The organism is Paraburkholderia sp. BGA-UO-ETr-F12, from assembly GCF_059567945.1.
In genome coordinates, this window is the sequence record NZ_JCAQOZ010000032.1 from 87,910 (window position 1) to 107,759 (window position 19,850).

Sequence of the window (19,850 nt, forward strand, 5' to 3'; positions counted from 1 at the left end):
GGCGCCCGTTACTTGGCCTTGACGCGGCGCACGTGCTCTTCCAGCTCGGCGAACGACGGGCGTTCGGTCGAGAAGAGCACCTTGCGGCCGAATTCGACGGCGATCGCCGGCGCGTAGCCATTCAGGCTGGCAAGAATCGTCACCTTGATGCACTGGAACATCTTGGTCGACTCGGTCACGCGCTGCTCGGCGACGCTCGCGAGCGGGCTGATCAGCCCGTACGAAAGCAGAATCCCGAGGAAGGTGCCGACCAGCGCCTGGGCGATCATCTCGCCTAGCACGGCAGGCGGCTTGTCGGCGGAGGCCATGGTGTGCACCACGCCCATCACCGCGGCCACGATACCGAATGCCGGCATGGCGTCGCCCACCTTGGTCAATGCATGCGCCGGGGCTTCGCCTTCCTGGTGGTGCGTCTCGATCTCCTCGTCCATCAGGCTTTCGATCTCGAACGCGTTCATGTTGCCGCCCACCATCAGGCGCAGGTAGTCGGTCAGGAATTCGATGATGTGCTTGTCGGCGAGAATCTTGGGGTACTGCGTGAAGATCGGGCTCTTCGCCGGATCGTCGATGTCGGCTTCCAGCGTCAGCGTGCCTTCCTTGCGCGCCTTGGCGAGCAGGACGTAAAGGAGCGCCATCAGCTCCATATAGACGTCCTTGTTGTACTTCGCGCCCTTGAACAGGGTCGGAATGACGCGCAGTGTCGCCTTGATCGTCTTCATCCCGTTGCCGAGAATGAACGCGCCGACGCCGGCGCCGACGATCATCAGCACTTCGACAGGCTGCAACAGCGCGCCGAGATGGCCGCCTTCCAGCGCGTAACCGCCGAAAACGGACAATAGCGTCACGAGTGTTCCCACGAAAATCAGCACTGCCGAGCCCTCACAAAGAAGCGACGGTGACCGTCGTTAATCTGGTTTACGGCAACGGAGCAGAAAACTTTGACGGAAAAGCGGCGCGTCACTCCGGTGTAAACCAGAGGCGGGTTAAACCCGCCCGTCAGGGTCTGGCGCCGGCCAGTGGGGCCGGAAAGCCCGCCGGGTAGGGGCTGGGACGTGTATAACGGCGCGTGCACCGGGTTGCGCGCCGTAGGCCAATGCCGCTTTATGGGTCAAACCTCAAGCGCGGCAAGGCTTTCGCGGGCCCGGGCGTCGGCGAATTTCTTTGTCTTACCGGCGCGCGAAGGCGGCTGGCACAGCCCGCAGACGAAGGCGTGCTGCGGATCGTGCGCATGCGCGACAAAATGTCCGCCGCAGCGGCAGCAGGCGGTCATTTGCAGCATTCCGGAGTCGAAGAAGCGCACTAGCGTCCAGGCGCGCGTAAGACTGAGCACGGGCTCGTCGTCGTGCATCTGGACATGTTCCAGATAGAGCCGGTAGCTCTTCACGATCGACTGGATCGTCAGACAGCCGCCGTGGCCGGCCATGAAACGGTAAATGTTATAGAACAGCGACGAGTGAAAGTTCGGCTGCCAGGTCATGAACCAGTCGGTCGAAAAGGGCAGCATGCCCTTGGGCGGCGACACCCCTTTCAATTCCTTGTAAAGCTTGATCAGCCGGTCGCGCGACAGACTGGTTTCAGCTTCCAGCAATTGCAACCGCGCGCCGAGTTCGATCAGCTCGATGGCCAGGGTGATTTCCCTGACTTCCTGCACCACACTTTTATAGGCCATCCGTTTGCATTTCCCCCGTCCTGATCGCTTTATTTGAGCTAAAAGCTGCCATCAGCCGAGTTGCTCGACTGGCTGGCTTGCCATCAGGATCGCGGAATGCGCCTGAGCCACGGCGCCGGATTTGCCTTTGTCCGCAAGGGCGGACAGCACGGCATGGTCATCGAAACGGAAACGGCACAACACCTGATTGGACGCCGCCAGCTTCACGGTCTGCGCCAAAGACAGATTGGCGAGCACGTCGGCCAACTGGTCCGAAATCCCCATGCGAAACATGCCCATCGGCTTGTCTTCGCGCAGCAGACGCTGAGCGAGCAGGAGATAAGACAGGTTGACTTCTCTGATCTCATTGAGCATTTCGCTTGTCGCGCTCATGATTCCCCCGGGGTGTATCTGGCTGGTCAGGCCGTTACGGAAACGTTTGCTCGAACGCGCGCACTTAAACCGCACGAATCGGCTCGTTTCTGGTCTTGCGAGCATTGTGTCGAAAGGGGGGGCGAACGAAAATCGGACAGACACCCAGCCTACCTGACGGATTAATCCGTCATTCGTGTAGGAATTCTTCCTACACGGAGGGTGTCAGAAAGCAGATTGAAGTGGGTGAACTGCCGCGTGGCTTGGGACTCGCGATGCGATCCGGATAACTTTGCGGCCGAAATGTGAACCAGATGGTGAGTTCTGCGTAGCGCACAATCCGCACCTTGCAACGGTGAGGAAGAATTATAAGACGTTTTCACTACTGCGCAACGGACGTGATCTGAGGTCCCGGGACCGCTCCTTGCTAATGTTTCTTCAGCGTTTGAATGTCCACCAGCCGTGCCTTCCCGACTATCGGGACAGCCCTCCTGCCGACCTGTAACGCATCATGTTTCGCGCTGTAACAACATTAAGCGTTTGAAAAATAACTCGAATTGGCGCGGCCGATCCCGATAATGAAGCTAAGGGATTACCCGATGCAGGTTCGGAGCACCCCCGGGCGGCGGCTTACCGCGCCCAACCGTCCGTCAGGCATTCGCTCCCCGCTCTACTCGAGCGTCGCTGTGCGAAGCCGTTTTGAACAGGAGAACAACGCATGCGAATCGCACAGATTGCGCCATTATACGAAGCTGTCCCGCCGAAACTTTACGGGGGCACGGAGCGTGTCGTCTCGTACCTGACCGAAGCGCTGGTCGATCTCGGCCATGACGTCACGCTGTTCGCGAGCGGCGACTCGGTCACCTCCGCGAACCTCGAGGCCTGCTGGCCTCGCGCGCTGCGCCTCGATCCGACGATCCGCGATGCGCTGGCGCCGCATGTCCTGATGATGGAAAAGGTGCGCAAGGTTGCGCATGAATTCGACGTGCTGCACTTTCACCTCGACTACATGCCGTTCCCGCTCTTCTCCACCATGGACACGCCGTTCGTGACGACGCTGCACGGCCGCCTCGACTTGCCGGAACTGCAACCGGTGTTCGACGCATTCTCGAATGTCCCGGTGGTGTCGATTTCGGATTCGCAGCGTGCGCCGCTGCCGCAGGCCAACTGGCTGAACACGATTTACCATGGTCTGCCGGAGCAACTGCTCACGCCGCAAACGCACAAGAAGCCGGAATACCTGGCGTTTCTCGGCCGTATCTGTCCGGAGAAGCGCGTCGATACAGCTATCAAGATCGCTGCACAAAGCGGTTTGCCGCTGAAGATCGCCGCCAAGGTGGATAAGGTCGACCAGGAATACTTCAAGAAGGAAATCGAACCGCTGCTCTCGATGGCGCACGTGGAGTTCGTCGGCGAAATCAACGAGGCGCAAAAGCCCGAGTTTCTGTCGGGCGCCAAGGCGCTGCTGTTCCCGATCGACTGGTCGGAGCCGTTCGGCCTGGTGATGATCGAGTCCATGGCGTGCGGCACGCCGGTGATCGCGTTCAACCGCGGTTCGGTGCCGGAAGTGATCGACCACGGCGTGACCGGCTACATTGTCGAGGACGTTCAAGGTGCGGTGGCCGCCTTGCAACGCCTGGACGAATTGTCGCGCACCGAAATCCGCGCGCAATTCGAACGCCGTTTCAGCTCGAAAACGATGGCTCGGAATTACGTTGATGGCTATTCGGCGCTGATCGACGCGACGCGCCGCCCGGTGTTGCGCCAGGTAGCGATGGGGTAAGGGCTGAGCGACACGCTTAAGCGACTGACATCTTTATGCGTTCAGCCGCTTAAGCCATGCGTCTATCGCTCACGCCGGTTTCCAGTTTGCACGCCAATCGTAAGTAAATTTGCCTTGTGAATCGTTTGCGCGAGCGGTTAGCTGGAGTTAACCCGCTTCCACTTCGAAAAAGCCGCCCTTCAGAGGCGGCTTTTTTAATGCGGTCGTGGATACGCTTCCATCCCGGATTAGCGCATCGCAAATTAGCGACCCGGCACCAATCAACCTTCAGTTTGCTTTCATCTGGAGCGGCAGCATATTCAAGCCGCGCCAATCAGAAAACGTTCGCGGTTCTTGCCGACAATCCACTTGGGTGGTTTGCCGCGCCCACTCCAGGTATTACCCGATTTCGGGTCCTGATACTTGGCCGGCAGCGGTGCCTTCTTTGGCGGGCGTCCGCGCCGGGCGGCAACGGCAAAACCGAGATCTTGCGCGGTTAGACCGTATTCAGCGATCTTTTGGCGGATGTCAGCGACAACGTTATCGATTTCAGTACGCCGTGCTTCGTCAGCCTGTGCCTGCAATTTGGCGATCTGCGCCTTGAGGTCTGCATATTGAGACATTTCGGTTCTCCCCTTTTCTAGAACTCATTCGCTCGCAGACTAGCTGCAATTATAAAAATTCGCAATGGACAATAATACCGATTTAGGAAGAAATCATCTGATAATTATTAAGCGTCGATGAATTGTAAAACATGATCTTTATCGCGGAATAATAGGTAAAGGAGACTCCACATTGACAATTCTTGACACCTAATCCGGCCGTCTTTCCCTAAAATTGCGCGCTCAATGGCATGCATCGGCACTTAGCACTCATGCCACTTCACACGCCAAACATTTTAGGATTACCAATCATGCCGTTGTCAAAGCGACTTGCTGCCGAGCTGTTCGGCACCTTCTGGCTTGTGCTCGGGGGCTGCGGCAGCGCCGTGCTCGCCGCCAGCTTCGCCGGTCCGGTCCATGGACTGGGCATTGGCTTCGTGGGCGTCGCGCTCGCATTCGGCCTCACGGTCCTGACCATGGCTTATGCGATCGGCCACATCTCCGGCTGCCATCTGAATCCGGCAGTGAGCGTCGGCCTGAGCGTCGCGGGCCGCTTTCCGGCTCGCGACCTGCTGCCGTATATCGTTGCGCAAGTGATCGGCGCCGTGCTCGGTGCGCTGGTGCTGTCGTTGATCGCATCGGGTAAGCCGGGTTTCGACCTCGTCGCCAGCGGCTTCGCCAGCAACGGCTACGGTGAGCGCTCGCCCGGCCATTACTCGCTCGCGGCCGCCTTCATTTGCGAAGTGGTGATGACCGGCTTCTTCCTGTTCGTCATTCTCGGCGCGACCGACAAGCGGGCGCCGGCCGGTTTCGCACCTATCGCCATTGGACTGTGCCTGACGCTGATTCACCTGATCTCCATTCCGGTCACCAATACATCGGTTAACCCGGCGCGCTCGACTGGCCCGGCGCTGTTCGTTGGCGGCGCAGCGGTGGACCAACTGTGGATGTTCTGGCTCGCCCCGATTATCGGCGCGGTGATCGCAGGCGTGCTGTATCCGCTCATTGCCGAAAACCGCCGCGGCAGTTCGCGGGAACCCGTGCTCAACTAGTCAACGGTGCGCCTGGTTTGCGGCACGCCTATCCAGACAGGTAAAGCGGGCGCTACGGCGCCCGCTTTACCTTTGTGCATGAGGCGGGCAACCTCGTGGCCTGCCAAAGGTCCGCTGCTAGAATCGTGCGACTTTCCAAGCTCGCACAGGTGCTACCGATGACTCGTCTCCGCGGATTCCTGCATGGCGTCGCACTCTCCATCGGCGGTTTGTGTATGGGTGCACTAACCTTGCCCACGGCCCATGCGGCAGACAGCAATACCGAAACGCTCGTATTCGTGCGCCACGGCGAAAAGCCCGCCAAGGGTTACGGTCAGCTCAATTGCCAGGGGCTCAACCGCGCGCTGGCGTTGCCGGCGGTCATCGCCGCCAAGTTTGGCAAACCGGATGCGATCTATGCACCCGATCCCGGGCAGCAAAAGGACGACAGCGGCCACCCTTATTACTACATTCGGCCACTGGCAACCATCGAGCCGACCGCCATCCAGTTTCAGATGCCGGTGCAAACGCCGTACGGTTTCGCCCAGATCGATCAGCTCGGCAGCGACCTCGTCAACCCGTCGAATCGCAACAAGCTGATTGTCATTGCGTGGGAGCATAAGCTGATCGTGAAGTTGCTGCGTCAGATGATGAGCACCCACGGCGGCAATGCCGCCGATATCCCCAATTGGCACAGCGACGACTTCGACAGCATCTATATCGTTCACCTCACTTGGCAAAACGGCACGGCCCACGCCAGTTTCAAGCTCGACCATCAGGGATTGAACGGCCGCGCTACGGATTGCCCCTGCGCGGGGCTGCCGGGCAGCCCTTCGGCGGCTGCGTTGGGCGCCTCCGCCGGCTCGGCTGATTAATCCGGTAATACAGGTGTAAGCCGTGATTACGAGCGAGGCCGCCCAATGCGGCCGCGAGGCGGCGAAAACTGAATGCCGGCTCGCTCCAGGTGTCTGGGATGCCTTGTCTGACGGGACTTTGAGCGGAAAACGCGTAACGCGAGGCGCGTTCGAATGTTTCTTCTATCGCCTTTCAAGCGCTGCAAGGATGCTTGCAGTCCGTAACATCTCGTCTCACTAATGAGCGGCCGGAATGCGTAGATTGGTCCTGTGCGACACACATACGTCGCCTCACAGGAGAACAACATGAAACGCATCGTCACTCACTTGCTGGTTGCTGCCGGACTCGCGGCGGGCGCATGCGGCTTCGCGCAAGCGCATACGGATCTGAATATCGGGCTGTCGCTCGGCGCACCGGTTTATGCCCAGCCTGCCCCCGTCTATGCAGCGCCGCAGCCTGTGTACTACGGGTATGGCGGCTGGGACCATCGTTACGACCGCGGCTACTACCGCGACGACCACCGCGATTACCGCGGCTGGGATCACAACGACCACCGCTGGGGTCACGATGACCACGGCGATCGCCGTGGCGGATGGCACGGCTGACCGTAGCGTTGGCGCGTAAGGTCGCCTGCCAAGGCGAACAGCCGGCCCGCATCCACGAAAGAGGATGCGGGCCGTTACGTTTTCAGGACATCAGTTCGTCGTCGAGCGAGAACAGCTTGCGAAGATGATGCGCGACGCCCGCTTCGAAGTTGTTCCCGATACGCGGCACGTGCGGCAGACGCGTGATGAGATCAGGATTGGCGTTGTTCATCATGAACGGATGGCCGGCTGTCTCCAGCAGGTCGATATCGTTCATGTTGTCGCCAAAGGCCACGCATTGCGAGGTATCGACGCCGAGGCGCTCGAGCACGATCTGCAAGGCACGCCCCTTCGACACGTTCGACGTCATCACCTCCAGACAATCCGGCAGCGAATAGGTGACGTACAGCGCGTCGCCGAATTCGCGCTCCAGGTTGGTCGAGATTTGCGCGAGGTCGGCGGGATCGCCGATATAAAGTGCCTTCGCGATGTCGGCACCGTCGTGACTCGGCAAATCGGTTACTTCATATCTGAAGCCGGAATCCTGATGGAATTTCAGCAGATCCGGTGCGTCCCGGTCGATCAACCACGCCTGGTCGGCGAACAGGTTGACGATCACGCGGCCATGCTCGCCAACGATTTCCGGTAGTACCAACCGCTGCACGATGGCAGGGGGCAGGTCGTCGGCGTGGATGACCGTGTTGTCCGGTGCATGAATGCGTGCGCCGTTCGACGTGATCAGATACGGATTGATGCCCAGCAGATCTCTGATGCCCGCAACGTCGCAGTAGTGGCGCCCCGTGGCGATCACGAAGTGCAGCCCGTCGCTCTCCAGCTTACGCACAGTCGCGATCGTGAACGGGTCCACCTGGTGATCGGCGTTGAGCAGCGTGCCGTCGAGGTCCGTGGCAATGACTTTGTACATAGTGTGAGCGGCCGGGCAGCGTCAAAGATCGCATTTTACCGTTGTCCGGTGCATGCGCGAGATCGCGCTCGGCGCGGGCCGGGATTCTCAGCCGGCGACGCGAGCCGCTTCGCGTTGTGCCAACTGCAAACCGCCATGCGCCGAGTCGGCCAACGGCTCGCGCAAACGAGCTTGATAAATCTGCGGCACATACTCGCGCAACGATACACCGAGACCGCCGCACAGCGCGACCGGCAGGCCCGCCGAAGGGTCGAGCGCCGCAATCATCTTGCCTATGTCCACGCCCGCCTCGCGAAGCAAACGCGCCGCAACCGGATGCGAGGGATTGGCGATGACAAGCGGCGCGAGCTTCGCATAAGCAGTCTGATTGGCCTCGCACAGCCAGACAATCAGGCTGTCGCGGTCATGCGCACCGGTGTGGGCAAGTAGCGCCTGGGCCAGATCGTCGTTGGGTGCGCGTCCGTCAAGCGCCTGCTGCGCGTGTACGATGGCCCGCAATCCGAGCCAGGCGCCGCTCGCTTCGTCGCCGGACGGATAACCGAAGCCGCCGGCGACCCGGCATTCGCCATTGCCGTCGAGCACGGCCGCCTGACTGCCGGTGCCCAGCGCAACGACCACGCCCTGCGCGCCGCCATGCGCGCCCAGCAAGGTGGTGTACACATCGCTTTCCACCGCGAGTCCGGCTAGCGCCGGCGCCTGCGCGCGAAACGCGGCCAGCCAGTCGCGATTATTGACCCCTGCCAGGCCGCAACCGAGTACGCAGCGCGCCCAGTCCAGCGGCATGCCGGCACGTGCGAATGCTTCGACGCAGCCGGCCGCAATCGCCTGCCACGCCCGTTCCACGCCGAGTCCCAGCCCTGAGGGCCCGCTCGCCGCCTGCGCCAGTTCACGGCCCTGCGCGTCGCCGAGCACGACGCGCGTACCGCTGCCGCCGCCGTCAATGCCGATCAAAAAGAGGTCTTTATTCATCGAATCGAGTGAGTTCAGGTGGTGAATAACGCTAGCGTGGCAGGTCAGTTTCAATCCCGCAATCGGCCGAATGGCCAGCTTGCGGCGCGCACGGCTTCCGCTATGCTGACGGACGACATGACAACGCGGGAGCGCGAAAGTGACACAGCGATGCAACTGGGTATCGAGCGAAGCGCTCGCACACTACCACGACACCGAGTGGGGCGTGCCCTCGCGCGACGATCAGCATCTGTTCGAACTGCTGGTGCTGGAAGGCGCCCAGGCTGGGTTGTCATGGTCGACGATTCTTAACAAACGGACCGGCTATCGCCGCGCCTTCGCCGACTTCGAGATCGACAAGGTCGCGCGCTTTACGCCTGAACATGTCGATGCGCTGGTGCTGGACGAAAGTATCGTGCGTCATCGCGGCAAGATCGAGTCGGCCATCACCAACGCGCGCGCCGTGCAGCAGATTCAGGCCGAACACGGCTCGCTCGCCAACTTCGTATGGTCGTTCGTCGATCAGACGCCGATTCAGAACGATTGGGCGTCATATAAACAGGCGCCTGCGTCGACCGAAATTTCGGACGCGCTCAGCAAGGGGCTCAAGCGCTATGGCTGTAAATTCGTCGGCTCGACGATCTGCTATGCGTTCATGCAGGCGGTCGGCATGGTGAACGACCACGAGGCAAGCTGCATGTGCCGCGCGCGATGCGCGGCGCTGGGCAAGAAGGGACGCAACCGCAAGGCCGGCTGAAGCGGCCGCGGCAGCGGTTGCCAGTCAGCACCTCGTGCCACGCGTCTGAGGGGGCGCCGCTTCCGTTCCAGGCAACCGTCGGCTATCCGGTAAAGCCCTCTCTACAATTTTCACACGGCCAGTCGTTATAGAAGGTAAGTGCCAGTCGCGACTGTGGCGGGCGGCGTCGCCAGTGGCGTAAGCGGCATAAAAGGCGAACGCAAACGGGCCAAACTCGGGAATTAAAGGCTTTTCGCCGTGCTAGTCGGGGATTCGTTAGCTGGCGTGTGCCCGATACTGCCCCTCATGCGCTCGAACAACGAATAACCGCTGCGTAATACGTGGGAGACCAACCATGAAAACCCATAACTTCCTGACCCATCAGGAGATTTTCGATCAGGCCGTCGACCATCTGTTCAGTCAGAAACGCGCCGCCTTGCTGCCGCGTGGCGGCGGCGCATACCGCGGCTACTGCGGCGGTTGCCCGGTCGGCAGTTTCATCAAGCCACGCGATTACATGAGCTCAATGGAAGGTGTTCCGGTGCGCTACATCGGCAAGGCGCCCATCGAGGTGCCAGCTTATATGGATGCCGGTATCTCCGCGCTCAAAAAGGCCCTCCTGCGCGCCCGCCTCAATGTATACGACCCGGCCACAGTCTCTCTGCTGAGTTGCCTGCAAAACGTGCACGATGTGTTTGGCACGTGGGAATGGCATGAGCGTCTGGCTTCAATCGCCCGCCAATTCGGGCTGTCCGCCGAGCGCCTGAAGAACGCCGCGTAACGGGCCTCGGTTAACGGCAAAACCCAAGGTCAATCGATTCCCCAAAAGCAAAACGGCGATGTGGCTTCTTTCGAAGCTCACACCGCCGTTCGGCGTACAGTGCGCGAAATGCAGCGCGAAAAAACGTGCTTAGTGCAGCTTTTTCGGCAGCATCTGGCTGCGCAGGCGCTTGTGCAGGCGCTTCACAGCAGCAGCCTTCTTGCGCTTACGTGCCGTGGTCGGCTTTTCGTACGATTGGCGCTCACGCAGTTCAGCGATCAGGCCATTCTTTTCGATTGCGCGACGAAAGCGGCGAATCGCCACTTCGAACGGCTCGTTTTCTTTCAGAAGAATCGTCGTCATGTAATTCCTAACTCAATCACTTGATAGGGGTAAATTGCGTGGCGGATACCGCTCACGCGCCGGCCCTCCGGTCGTTCCGATTCATGGCCAGTAACAGGCAAACGCGGGCAGAACCCGGCCAAACCATGAATGAAACGAGAGGCATAACGGCCACGGAGGCCGGAAAAGAGAGGTGGGGAGTTCACCGCGGAACGCGGACAAACGTCATGCCGAAGCCGCGTCTGCTGCCGTTTCGCCAACCTTTCATCAATGAAAAACATTGACGAAACAGGCAAAGATCTCAATTCACTCCCGATGATATCAGGAAACTCTCCATCCTACCAGGGGTTTAGCGATCGCGCCAGGCCTCGCGCACGGTCAGGCGCTTGCCTCGTCCAGCTCGCGGATATCGGCGCCCGTCAGCATCAGATGGACGGCGGCGGCGAGGCTTTTGAGCTGGTCGACCGAGGTCGCGCTGGCAATTGGGGCCGTTACACTCGGGCGGGCAATCAGCCATGCCAAGGCAACGGTGGCCGGCGTGCTGCCGTGCCGCCCGGCAACCCGGTCGAGCGCGTCCAGAATCCGCAAACCGCGCTCATTCAGATACTTCTCGACCTGGCTGCCGCGCACCTTGTTGGCCAGATCGGCCTGGGAGCGGTATTTGCCGGACAGAAAGCCGCTGGCCAGACTGTAATACACCACCACGCCGAGTTGATTGGCGAGCGCCACCGGCTCGATGTCGCGCTCATATTCGGCGCGGTCGTACAGGTTGTACTCCGGTTGCAGCAACTGGTATTCGGGCAGCCCATGCTGACGGGATACGGCGAGCGCTTCCTCGACGCGCGCGCCACTGTAGTTCGACGCGCCGATCACCCGCACCTTGCCCGCCTCGATCAGCTTCTGATAGGCGCCCAGCGTTTCGACCAGGGGCGTTTCGGTGTCGTCGTCGTGAGAAAAATAGACGTCGATGTAATCGGTTTGCAAGCGTCGCAGCGAATCCTCGACGGCCGCCTGAATATTCGCTGCGGATAGACCCTTGCGTTGCGGGTGCTTGGAAACCTTGGTGGCGAGCACGATCCGGTCGCGCTTGCCGCTCTGCCTGAACCACTTGCCGATGATAGTTTCCGATTCGCCGCCGTGGTTGCCCGGCACCCACGCGGAATAGACATCGGCGGTATCGATGAAGTCGAGTCCTGCATCGACAAATGCATCCAGGATAGAAAACGAGGTCGCTTCATCAGCGGTCCAGCCAAATACATTGCCGCCGAACATAAGCGGTGCGACCTCCAATTCGGAACGTCCAATCCGTCGCTTTTGCATGATTTCTCCAGGGTTTGCCTCAGGAGAAAACGAGAATACGCCGTCTTTTCAATACTTGCAGTGAAGCGCCCGAACCAGGCTGCAAGCGGCTTACAGACGAGTGAGCGGGTAATCCGCCGTAAAGACAATTGGGTCGCTATTGCACAAAGTCCCTCAAGTTTTTTTTACACGCGCCGTCAACCTTCACTGAGGCGGCCAGCAATGAACGAGTGCTTCCGCCGATGCCAACGTGGCGTTTTGGGCTCAAGGCTTATTTAGGAGATTTTCATGCTCGGAATCAATAGCAACATCAACTCGCTGGTTGCACAGCAAAACCTCAATGGCTCGCAAAGCGCCCTCTCGCAAGCCATTACGCGCCTGTCGTCGGGTAAGCGCATCAACAGCGCAGCGGACGACGCAGCAGGTCTGGCGATCTCGACGCGTATGCAAACGCAGATCAACGGCCTGAACCAGGGCGTGTCGAATGCGAATGACGGCGTGTCGATGATTCAAACCGCATCGAGCGCACTGTCGTCGCTGACCTCCAGCCTGCAACGTATCCGCCAACTGGCCGTGCAAGCATCGACCGGCACGCTGTCGTCGAGCGACCAGGCAGCACTGCAGCAAGAAGTTTCGGCGCAGATCTCGGAAGTCAACCGTATCGCGTCGCAAACGACGTACAACGGCACGAACATTCTGGACGGCTCGGCAGGTAACGTGACGTTCCAGGTCGGCGCGAACGTTGGCCAGACCATCAGCCTGAACCTGACCCAGTCGATGTCGGCTGCGAAGATCGGCGGCGGCCTGGTGCAAAAGGGTCAAACGGTCGGCACGGTGGCGGTTTCGACGGACGCAGCCGGCGTGTACACGGCGACGGGTGCGGCAATCACGTCGGTCAACGTTCTGTCGGACGGCAACGGCGGCTTCACGTTCACCGACCAGAACAACCAGGCCCTGTCGGCAACCGCAGTCAGCGCAATCTTCAGCTCGGGCGCGACCACGGGTTCGGGCACTGCGATCACGACCCTGACGCTCAGCTCGACGCTCGCAACGTCGATGGGCACCACGGCAGCGAACGCAGCAACGGCAGCAGTTGCTCAGATCAACGCAATCAACGCGCCGCCGACCGTTTCGAACCTGAACATCAGCACGGTGACTGGCGCGAACGAAGCAATGGTCTCCATCGACAACGCACTGCAGACGGTTAATAACCTGCAAGCGGCGCTGGGTGCCGCACAAAACCGCTTCACGGCAATCGCTACGTCGCAGCAAGCTGAATCGACCGACCTGTCGTCGGCACAATCGCAAATCACGGACGCCAACTTCGCGCAAGAAACGGCGAACCTGAGCAAGGCGCAAGTGCTGCAACAAGCAGGTATCTCGGTGTTGGCGCAAGCTAACTCGAACCCGCAGCAAGTTCTGAAGCTCCTGCAGTAAGAGCTGACGCAGTAACGGCGATGCGCCACGCGCGAGTGCGGCGCATCGCCGGGTTCCAGACAACGGGAGGCTCGCCTCCCGCTGTGCATTCCAATCACGAAGTGATGTAGCATCGCGCACCACCCAATACAGATTTCCAGACGCCCGGAGCCTCTGCAATGTCCTCGATCTCGACCACGTCTACTGCGGCATCGACCGCCGCTGCCAATGCCGCGCTGCAATCGGCCGCGCAATCGATCATCAGCGGCTCGACCGGCAACACGTCGATGGACGTAGGGACGCTCGTCACGGCACTCGTGAACGCGAAGACCGCGGGACAAGCCGCCGCTCTGACGGCGCAACAAACCACCGACAACACGCAGGTGTCCGCATACGGCGCACTGACCGCCGCGCTGGACGCGCTGCAGTCGGGCATCGCGGGCCTCACCAACGGCTCCACGCTGTCGACCTTCTCGGCCACCGCGAGCGGCACCGGATTGACGGCCACCGCAGGCTCGGGCGCCGTCGCCGGCAGCTACTCGATCGGTGTTACGCAGATCGCCAGCTCGCAGGCGTTGTCCTCGGCAGCCTTCGGCGCGACGACGCAGCTGGGCACCGGCACGATGACGATCTCGATCGGCAGCCAGTCGATGAACATCAACGTCGACAGCACCAACAACACGCTCTCCGGCATCGCCGCTGCGATCAACTCCGGCACCGGCAACCCCGGCGTGACGGCGACCATCGTGACCGGTTCGGACGGCGCCCACCTGGTGCTGCGCGCGGCGAACACCGGCGCCGCCAACGTCATCAACGTCTCGGTCAACGCCACTACCGACAACGGTCTGTCGAGCCTTGGCGTGACCTCGACCGCGAGCACCACAGGCGGTCAATCGTCCTTCACGTCGGCGAATTCGAGCAACGCCTGGACGCAAAGCTCGTATGCCCAGGATGCGGAATTCACGATCGGCGGAATCGCCGCGAGCAGCGCGACCAACGCGGTGACCACCGCCATTTCCGGCGTCACACTGAACCTGTCGGCGGCGGCCGCCGGTTCGACGCAAACCTTGACCGTCGCGGCGGACACCACGGCGGAAAGCACCGCGATCAACAATTTCGTCAGCCTCTACAACACCGTCGTCACGACGATGGCGACGCTCACGTCATTTAACTCCTCGTCCTCATCGCAAGGCCCGCTGCTGGGCGACTCGACACTGCAGACGATCAAGAACACGCTGGCCACGATCGTAGGCGGCGCGGTCGGCTCGGGCACCACGGGCAGCACGCTGGCGGCGATCGGCATTACGCTGAAGGACGATCCGGCCGACGGCACGATGGTGGTCAATAACACTACGCTGAGCGCCGCGCTGACGAGCAGTCCGGCGACAGTCGCCTCGCTCTTCAACTCGACCAACGGCATTGCCGAGCAGTTGAGCAGCAGCATCACCAATTTCACGCAGACCGGCGGCCTGATCGATACGCGCACCAGTGCGTTGAATACCGATCTGCAGAGCATCACCACGCAGCAAAGCGCGCTGGCGGACTACACTGCGCAACTGACGAGCCAGTATCAGGCGCAGTTCACCGCGCTCGACACGCTGATGGCGACAATGAACAACAATTCCCAGTACCTGACCGCGCTGTTCGGCGGCGCCAACAGCGCCGGCGCGCTGGCGTCGGCCAACAACGCCTGAGCCCATGGACCCGATCGAAATGAACCAGACCGAACTGATCGAACGGCTGCTGTCGATGACCCGGGAAATCGAGCAGGCCGCCTCGCTCGCCGACTGGCCGGAAGCGGCCCGTCTGACCGAAATGCGTTCGCCGTTGCTGATGTCGCTGTCCGCGGATCAGGAACCGGCCGCGCTGGAGATGATCCGCCGGATTCAGGCCATCGACGAAGCACTGCTCGCCGACGCGGAAACCACCCAGAACGAATTGCACGCCGAGTTCGAAGCTGCGATGGGGCGCACCAAAGCCGCTGGCGAATATCAGCGGATGGCACGGTTGTAAGCGAACTGGCGGTACGGCCTCCCTCCGGCCGCACCACGCAAGGCGCAGCGCGGAACCTGACTCTGGATCGGCTCCGCGGCATCGAATGGAAGTACCGAACAATAAGAACTACGCGCTGAAGTCAGGGCGCGCTCGTTCCCTCGGCCCGCCTCGTGCGGGCTTTTTTCATGGCGTTCGGCCTTCCGCCGCCGCGCCCCATGCGCTAAACAGGCGGCCTTTTCACCGTCATCTCCGCGCATCGGAAACGCCCTCTCCGTCGCACAATTTCCGTCATAGACCATTCTGCGCTGAGACCATGACTCTCCTCCACGAGCAGCCGACGGCTGAACCCTTGACGCCCGAACAGCAACTCGAGCAAGACATCGCTCTGGTTTTGCAGACCGCGTTGGCGCATCACCACAAGGAGGAGTTCGACGACGCCGAAGCGCTATACAAGGCGATCCTCGACGCCCGACCCGCCCACACCGACGTGCTGTACAACCTCGGCGTGCTGTACGTGCAACGCAAACAACCGGCCGACGCGCTGCCGTATCTCGAAGCCGCATTGGGCGGCGCGCCGGATAACGGTCAGTTCTGGGTCGCCTACATCAATGCGCTAATCGATGCAGAGCAGATCCCGGCTGCATGGCTTGCGCTCGAAATGGGCCAGCAACGAGGGTTGAAGGGACCGGCGGTCAACGGTTTGATCACGCGCATGGCGTATGACGGCACGCAGCTCTCGACCGCCGCCGTAGCGCCGAAGGTGCAGCCTTCCATTACCGCGGAAAGCGCTGGGACCCGCGCCGCCGGATCAGCCAACAACAAGCCCGTAGCAGCGATCGATACACGCCGCCCGAACCCGCAGGAACTGAATCGCTTCGCCTCGCTGTTCAAAAAAGGCCAGCTGCCACAGGCGATCAAACTCGCGCGTGATCTGACCGAGCGGTTTCCCGCGCACGGACAATCATGGCGTTCGCTCGGCATTGCATTGCATCGCGCCGGGCACTACGTCGAGGCGATCGAACCGTTCAGGACGGCGATTTCACTGGGAAGCGACGACGCCGAAGCACGCAATACACTCGCCGACCTGCTTCGCCTGACCGCCAACCCGGCCGCCGCGGAAGTCGAGTCCAGAAAACTGCTTGAGCTGAATCCCAACTATTCAGAAGGTCATCGCGTGTTGGGCCTCATCCTCGCTGCCCGCGGAAGGTACCGTGAAGCGATCGCCTCATGCAGACGAGCGGTCGAACTGACGCCCCAGCACGGCGAATCGCACGGCACACTGGGCGTGGTATTGCTGGAACACGGCGCCTCGCAGGAAGCGACTCCGTCGTTTCGTCGCGCACTGGAACTTGAGCCGAAAAACTCGCTGACGCGCAGCAATCTCCTGTTCTGTCTCGCGCACGATCCCAACGTTGATACCGAAGAGATCTACGCCGAACATCGAAAGTTTGCCCAAATTCATGAAGCGCCTATGCGCTCCAAATGGCCGAAGCACAATAATAGCCGCACGCCGGGGCGGCGCCTTCAGATCGGTATCGTCTCGGGCGACCTGTTCCGGCACGCCGTCGCTTCATATCTGATGCCGGTCATGGAACCGCTCGCGAACGACGAGAGCCTGACGCTCCATATGTACTACAACCACGTGATCGAGGACGACTATACGCTGCGATTGCATAGCCAGGCGGATCACTGGAACATGGTCGCTGGCATGAGCGATGAGCAACTTGCGGCCAGGATTCGCGCCGACAATATCGATATTCTGATCGACCTGAGTGGCCACACGGGCCGCAACCGGCTTCAGGCGTTGACACGCAAGCCCGCACCGATTCAGGCGAGCTGGATCGGCTACCCGGCGACCACCGGGCTCGACGCCATGGACTATTACCTCAGCGACCGCTTCTTCACACCGTTCGGCGACATCGAGCGCCAGTTCTCCGAGAAACTCGTGCACCTGGCCGCCATCGGGCCGTTCCATCCTGAGAAGAATGCGCCGCCAGTCAACATTCTGCCGGCGATGCACAACGGCTATATCACTTTCGGCAGTTTCAACCGTCTGAACAAGTTGCGCGCCGACGTGATCGCCGTGTGGGCGAAGCTGCTGCGCGCACTGCCCACCTCGCGGATGGTGCTCGGCTCGATGAGCGGTGAGGAGGGTGACGAAACGCTGATCGACTGGTTCGTGCAGGAAGGTATTTCGCGCGACCGGCTCAGCTTCCGCCCGCGCTCGACGGTGCCCGTCTACCTGCAACAGCATTTCCAGGTGGACATCTGTCTCGACACTTTTCCCTACACCGGATCGACAACGGTCCTGAATTCCCTGTGGATGGGTGTGCCCACCCTGACGATCGCCGGTCAGACAATGGCCAGCCGCGCAGCAGCCGCATGGTTGAGTCACACCGGCCTCGAAAACTTCGTGGCCACCGACGCGGATGATTTCGTCACCCGGGGTGTAGCCCTGGCCTCGGACATACCGGCGCTCGCGGCGCTACGCACGGGGTTGCGCGAGCGTTGCAGAGCGTCAGCGGTGTTTCAACCGGAAGTGGTCGCGGCAAGCCTCTCGCGAGCGCTCCATGTGATGTGGCAGCGCTGGCGCGACGGTCTGCCGCCCGTGGCCTTCAGTGTGGACGATGCGCAAACGGCAGACCGCAGCCCGGTTCAAACCGCCTGACGATACCCATCCGCGACCCGGACTAAAAATTAGCAGCGAGGAAACCATGGGCTCAAGCGCTCCTCTTCGTGCGATCACGTCACTGGACGACGAACGCATCTATGTGACTCAGCCGCATCTGCCGCCGCTGGCCGAGTTCCTGCCGTACCTCGAAAAAATCTGGAACAGCAAGACGCTGACCAACGGCGGTCCGTTCCATCAGCAACTCGAGAAAGCGCTCTGCGAGTATCTGGGCGTGGAGCATCTGGCGCTATTCGCGAACGGTACGCTCGCGCTCGTGACTGCGCTGCAAGCCCTGCGCATCAACGGCGAAGTCATTACCACGCCCTATTCGTTCGCCGCCACCGCGCATTCGCTGCTCTGGAACGGCATCAAGCCGGTTTTCGTGGACGTCGACCCCGACACGCTCAATCTGGATCCGGAAAAGATCGAAGCGGCGATCACGCCGCAAACCACCGCGATCATGCCGGTGCATTGCTACGGCCACCCGTGCGACGTGAAAGCGATCCAGAAGATCGCCGACAACTACAACCTCAAGGTCATCTACGACGCCGCGCACGCGTTCGGTGTGCAGACCGAAGAGGGCAGCGTGCTCAAGCATGGCGATCTGTCGATCGTCAGTTTCCACGCCACCAAGGTCTTCAATACGTTTGAGGGCGGAGCGATCATCTGCCCGGATGCGAAGACGAAGCAGCGCATCGATCATCTGAAGAACTTCGGTTTCGTGGATGAAGTGACAGTCGTGGCGGCCGGCATCAACGGCAAGATGAGCGAAATCAATGCCGCATTCGGGCTTCTGCAACTGCAACACGTTGACAATGCATTGGCAAAACGCAAGACGATCGACGCGCAGTATCGCGAGCTGCTGGCCGATGTATCCGGCATCCGCTGCCTGTCGGACGCAGGCGAAAAAGTCGCGAATTACGCTTACTTTCCCGTCCAGGTCGAAGACCACTTTCCGATCAGCCGCGACGCACTCTACGAGCGCCTGAAGGAACATGGTATCTATGCGCGCCGTTACTTCTATCCGCTGATTTCCGAGTTTCCGATGTATCGTGGCCTGCCGTCCTCGCACAAGGACAACCTCAGTGCGGCCAGCGCGGCGTCGAAACGGATCCTGTGCCTGCCAATCTATCCCGATCTGAACCCGGTGCACGTTGAACGCATTGTCAGCATCATTGCCGGCATTCAATGAATTGAGCCGGTCTTAAAAGCGGAACGTGGACCATGCAGAACATCGTGCTTGTCGGGTCTTCCGGCCACGCCAAAGTCGTTATCGACATTGTCGAAAAGCAGGGGTCCTACCGGATTGCCGGCCTCATCGACGCCTTTCGCAAGGTGGGCGAAACAACGCTCGGCTATCCGGTGCTGGGTGGCGAATCCGATCTTGCGCGCCTTGCCATGGAACATGATCTGAAAGGCGTGGTCATCGCGATCGGGGATAACAGCGTTCGCGCGAACGTAGCCGCCAAGGTAGCCGCTGCCTGTCCGCACCTGCCGTTCGTTAGCGCGGTCCACCCAGCGGCCAGCGTCGGCAAAGGGACCCTCATCGGCGCCGGTACGGTCGTCATGGCGGCCGCGGTGATCAACGCCGATTGCCGCGTGGGCCGGTTCTGCATCGTGAACACGAAGGCATCGCTCGATCACGATTGCATCATGGAGGATTTTTCGAGCCTGGCGCCCGGCGTGACTACCGGCGGCAATTGCCGCATCGGTAGCCACGCCGCGGTGAGCATTGGCGCTGTGCTGCGCCATGGCATCACGATTGGCGAACACAGCGTGGTGGGCGCAGGATCGATTGTGATGAAACCGGTCGAGCCTTTTTCAGTGACGTACGGCAACCCCGCGAAGAAAGTCCGGGATCGCCAGCAGGGCGACAAGTATCTTTAAGCAGGCTCAGCCGCCAC

General features: G+C 60.9%; 20 protein-coding genes. 12 read left to right on the top strand and 8 right to left on the bottom strand.

Annotated elements, in window-relative coordinates; all coding sequences use genetic code 11:
* Window positions 1-8: 8 nt before the first annotated feature.
* From motA to flhD, 3 genes are all read right to left on the bottom strand, one after another.
* Entirely contained in the window at window positions 9-869 is an 861-nt protein-coding gene (gene motA, locus AC57B6_RS15525) for a flagellar motor stator protein MotA (RefSeq protein WP_028198483.1), read from the bottom strand.
* 239 nt (window positions 870-1,108) lie between these two features.
* Window positions 1,109-1,669, bottom strand: a complete 561-nt coding sequence (gene flhC / locus AC57B6_RS15530; RefSeq protein WP_106355136.1) for a flagellar transcriptional regulator FlhC — start codon at window positions 1,667-1,669, stop codon at window positions 1,109-1,111.
* Between the two features lie 51 nt (window positions 1,670-1,720).
* On the bottom strand, window positions 1,721-2,041 hold the full coding sequence (flhD, locus tag AC57B6_RS15535) for a flagellar transcriptional regulator FlhD (RefSeq protein WP_028198481.1): 321 nt from the start codon (window positions 2,039-2,041) through the stop codon (window positions 1,721-1,723).
* 697 nt (window positions 2,042-2,738) lie between these two features.
* On the opposite strand from flhD, the gene AC57B6_RS15540 reads away from it, so the two are divergent.
* A complete protein-coding gene (locus AC57B6_RS15540; RefSeq protein WP_046567398.1) occupies window positions 2,739-3,803 on the top strand; it encodes a glycosyltransferase family 4 protein in 1,065 nt (354 codons plus the stop codon).
* 299 nt (window positions 3,804-4,102) lie between these two features.
* On the opposite strand, the gene AC57B6_RS15545 is transcribed toward AC57B6_RS15540, so the two are convergent.
* Window positions 4,103-4,405, bottom strand: a complete 303-nt coding sequence (locus AC57B6_RS15545; protein WP_028198479.1) for an H-NS histone family protein — start codon at window positions 4,403-4,405, stop codon at window positions 4,103-4,105.
* 290 nt (window positions 4,406-4,695) lie between these two features.
* Between AC57B6_RS15545 and aqpZ the strand changes: the two genes are divergently transcribed.
* The 3 genes from aqpZ (at window position 4,696) to AC57B6_RS15560 (ending at window position 6,875) form a co-directional block, all read left to right on the top strand.
* Complete coding sequence (gene aqpZ, locus AC57B6_RS15550; protein ID WP_183799215.1) at window positions 4,696-5,436, top strand: aquaporin Z; 741 nt, start codon at window positions 4,696-4,698, stop codon at window positions 5,434-5,436.
* A 158-nt stretch (window positions 5,437-5,594) separates the two neighbouring features.
* A complete protein-coding gene (locus AC57B6_RS15555) occupies window positions 5,595-6,290 on the top strand; it encodes a histidine phosphatase family protein (RefSeq protein WP_406867642.1) in 696 nt (231 codons plus the stop codon).
* A gap of 285 nt (window positions 6,291-6,575) precedes the next feature.
* Complete coding sequence (locus AC57B6_RS15560; RefSeq protein ID WP_496421664.1) at window positions 6,576-6,875, top strand: PXPV repeat protein; 300 nt, start codon at window positions 6,576-6,578, stop codon at window positions 6,873-6,875.
* 82 nt (window positions 6,876-6,957) lie between these two features.
* On the opposite strand, the gene AC57B6_RS15565 is transcribed toward AC57B6_RS15560, so the two are convergent.
* Together AC57B6_RS15565 and AC57B6_RS15570 are read right to left on the bottom strand one after the other, a co-directional pair.
* Complete coding sequence (locus AC57B6_RS15565) at window positions 6,958-7,779, bottom strand: Cof-type HAD-IIB family hydrolase (RefSeq protein ID WP_496421665.1); 822 nt, start codon at window positions 7,777-7,779, stop codon at window positions 6,958-6,960.
* A gap of 87 nt (window positions 7,780-7,866) precedes the next feature.
* Window positions 7,867-8,748 (bottom strand): glucosamine kinase nucleotide-binding domain-containing protein, encoded by an 882-nt coding sequence (locus AC57B6_RS15570; protein ID WP_496421666.1) that lies wholly within the window; start codon window positions 8,746-8,748, stop codon window positions 7,867-7,869.
* Between the two features lie 139 nt (window positions 8,749-8,887).
* On the opposite strand from AC57B6_RS15570, the gene AC57B6_RS15575 reads away from it, so the two are divergent.
* Both AC57B6_RS15575 and AC57B6_RS15580 read left to right on the top strand, forming a co-directional pair.
* Window positions 8,888-9,484 (top strand): DNA-3-methyladenine glycosylase I, encoded by a 597-nt coding sequence (locus AC57B6_RS15575; protein WP_046567382.1) that lies wholly within the window; start codon window positions 8,888-8,890, stop codon window positions 9,482-9,484.
* 334 nt (window positions 9,485-9,818) lie between these two features.
* Window positions 9,819-10,244, top strand: coding sequence for a hypothetical protein (locus tag AC57B6_RS15580; RefSeq protein WP_030102394.1), 426 nt, complete (start codon window positions 9,819-9,821; stop codon window positions 10,242-10,244).
* Window positions 10,245-10,373: 129 nt separating this feature from the next.
* Here AC57B6_RS15580 and rpsU read toward each other — a convergent pair whose 3' ends face one another.
* Window positions 10,374-10,586: a 30S ribosomal protein S21 gene (gene rpsU, locus AC57B6_RS15585; protein ID WP_006050883.1), complete on the bottom strand. Its 213-nt coding sequence runs from the start codon at window positions 10,584-10,586 to the stop codon at window positions 10,374-10,376.
* A 357-nt stretch (window positions 10,587-10,943) separates the two neighbouring features.
* Window positions 10,944-11,885 carry an aldo/keto reductase gene (locus tag AC57B6_RS15590; protein ID WP_496421667.1) on the bottom strand — a complete coding sequence of 314 codons (942 nt, stop codon included), beginning with the start codon at window positions 11,883-11,885 and terminating at the stop codon, window positions 10,944-10,946.
* A 267-nt stretch (window positions 11,886-12,152) separates the two neighbouring features.
* Here AC57B6_RS15590 and AC57B6_RS15595 point away from each other — a divergent pair, with 267 nt between their 5' ends.
* From AC57B6_RS15595 to AC57B6_RS15620, 6 genes are all read left to right on the top strand, one after another.
* Window positions 12,153-13,301: a flagellin gene (locus tag AC57B6_RS15595; protein ID WP_183799196.1), complete on the top strand. Its 1,149-nt coding sequence runs from the start codon at window positions 12,153-12,155 to the stop codon at window positions 13,299-13,301.
* A 158-nt stretch (window positions 13,302-13,459) separates the two neighbouring features.
* Window positions 13,460-14,974, top strand: a complete 1,515-nt coding sequence (gene fliD / locus AC57B6_RS15600) for a flagellar filament capping protein FliD (RefSeq protein ID WP_030102397.1) — start codon at window positions 13,460-13,462, stop codon at window positions 14,972-14,974.
* 4 nt (window positions 14,975-14,978) lie between these two features.
* The gene (locus tag AC57B6_RS15605; protein WP_028198468.1) at window positions 14,979-15,293 is read left to right on the top strand and encodes a flagellar protein FliT; all 315 of its coding nucleotides are present in this window, start codon (window positions 14,979-14,981) and stop codon (window positions 15,291-15,293) included.
* A 295-nt stretch (window positions 15,294-15,588) separates the two neighbouring features.
* A complete protein-coding gene (locus AC57B6_RS15610) occupies window positions 15,589-17,943 on the top strand; it encodes a tetratricopeptide repeat protein (RefSeq protein ID WP_028198467.1) in 2,355 nt (784 codons plus the stop codon).
* Between the two features lie 46 nt (window positions 17,944-17,989).
* Window positions 17,990-19,138 (top strand): dTDP-4-amino-4,6-dideoxy-D-glucose aminotransferase VioA, encoded by a 1,149-nt coding sequence (gene vioA / locus AC57B6_RS15615; protein ID WP_496421668.1) that lies wholly within the window; start codon window positions 17,990-17,992, stop codon window positions 19,136-19,138.
* Window positions 19,139-19,170: 32 nt separating this feature from the next.
* The gene (locus tag AC57B6_RS15620; protein WP_496421669.1) at window positions 19,171-19,833 is read left to right on the top strand and encodes an acetyltransferase; all 663 of its coding nucleotides are present in this window, start codon (window positions 19,171-19,173) and stop codon (window positions 19,831-19,833) included.
* Window positions 19,834-19,850: the final 17 nt, after the last annotated feature.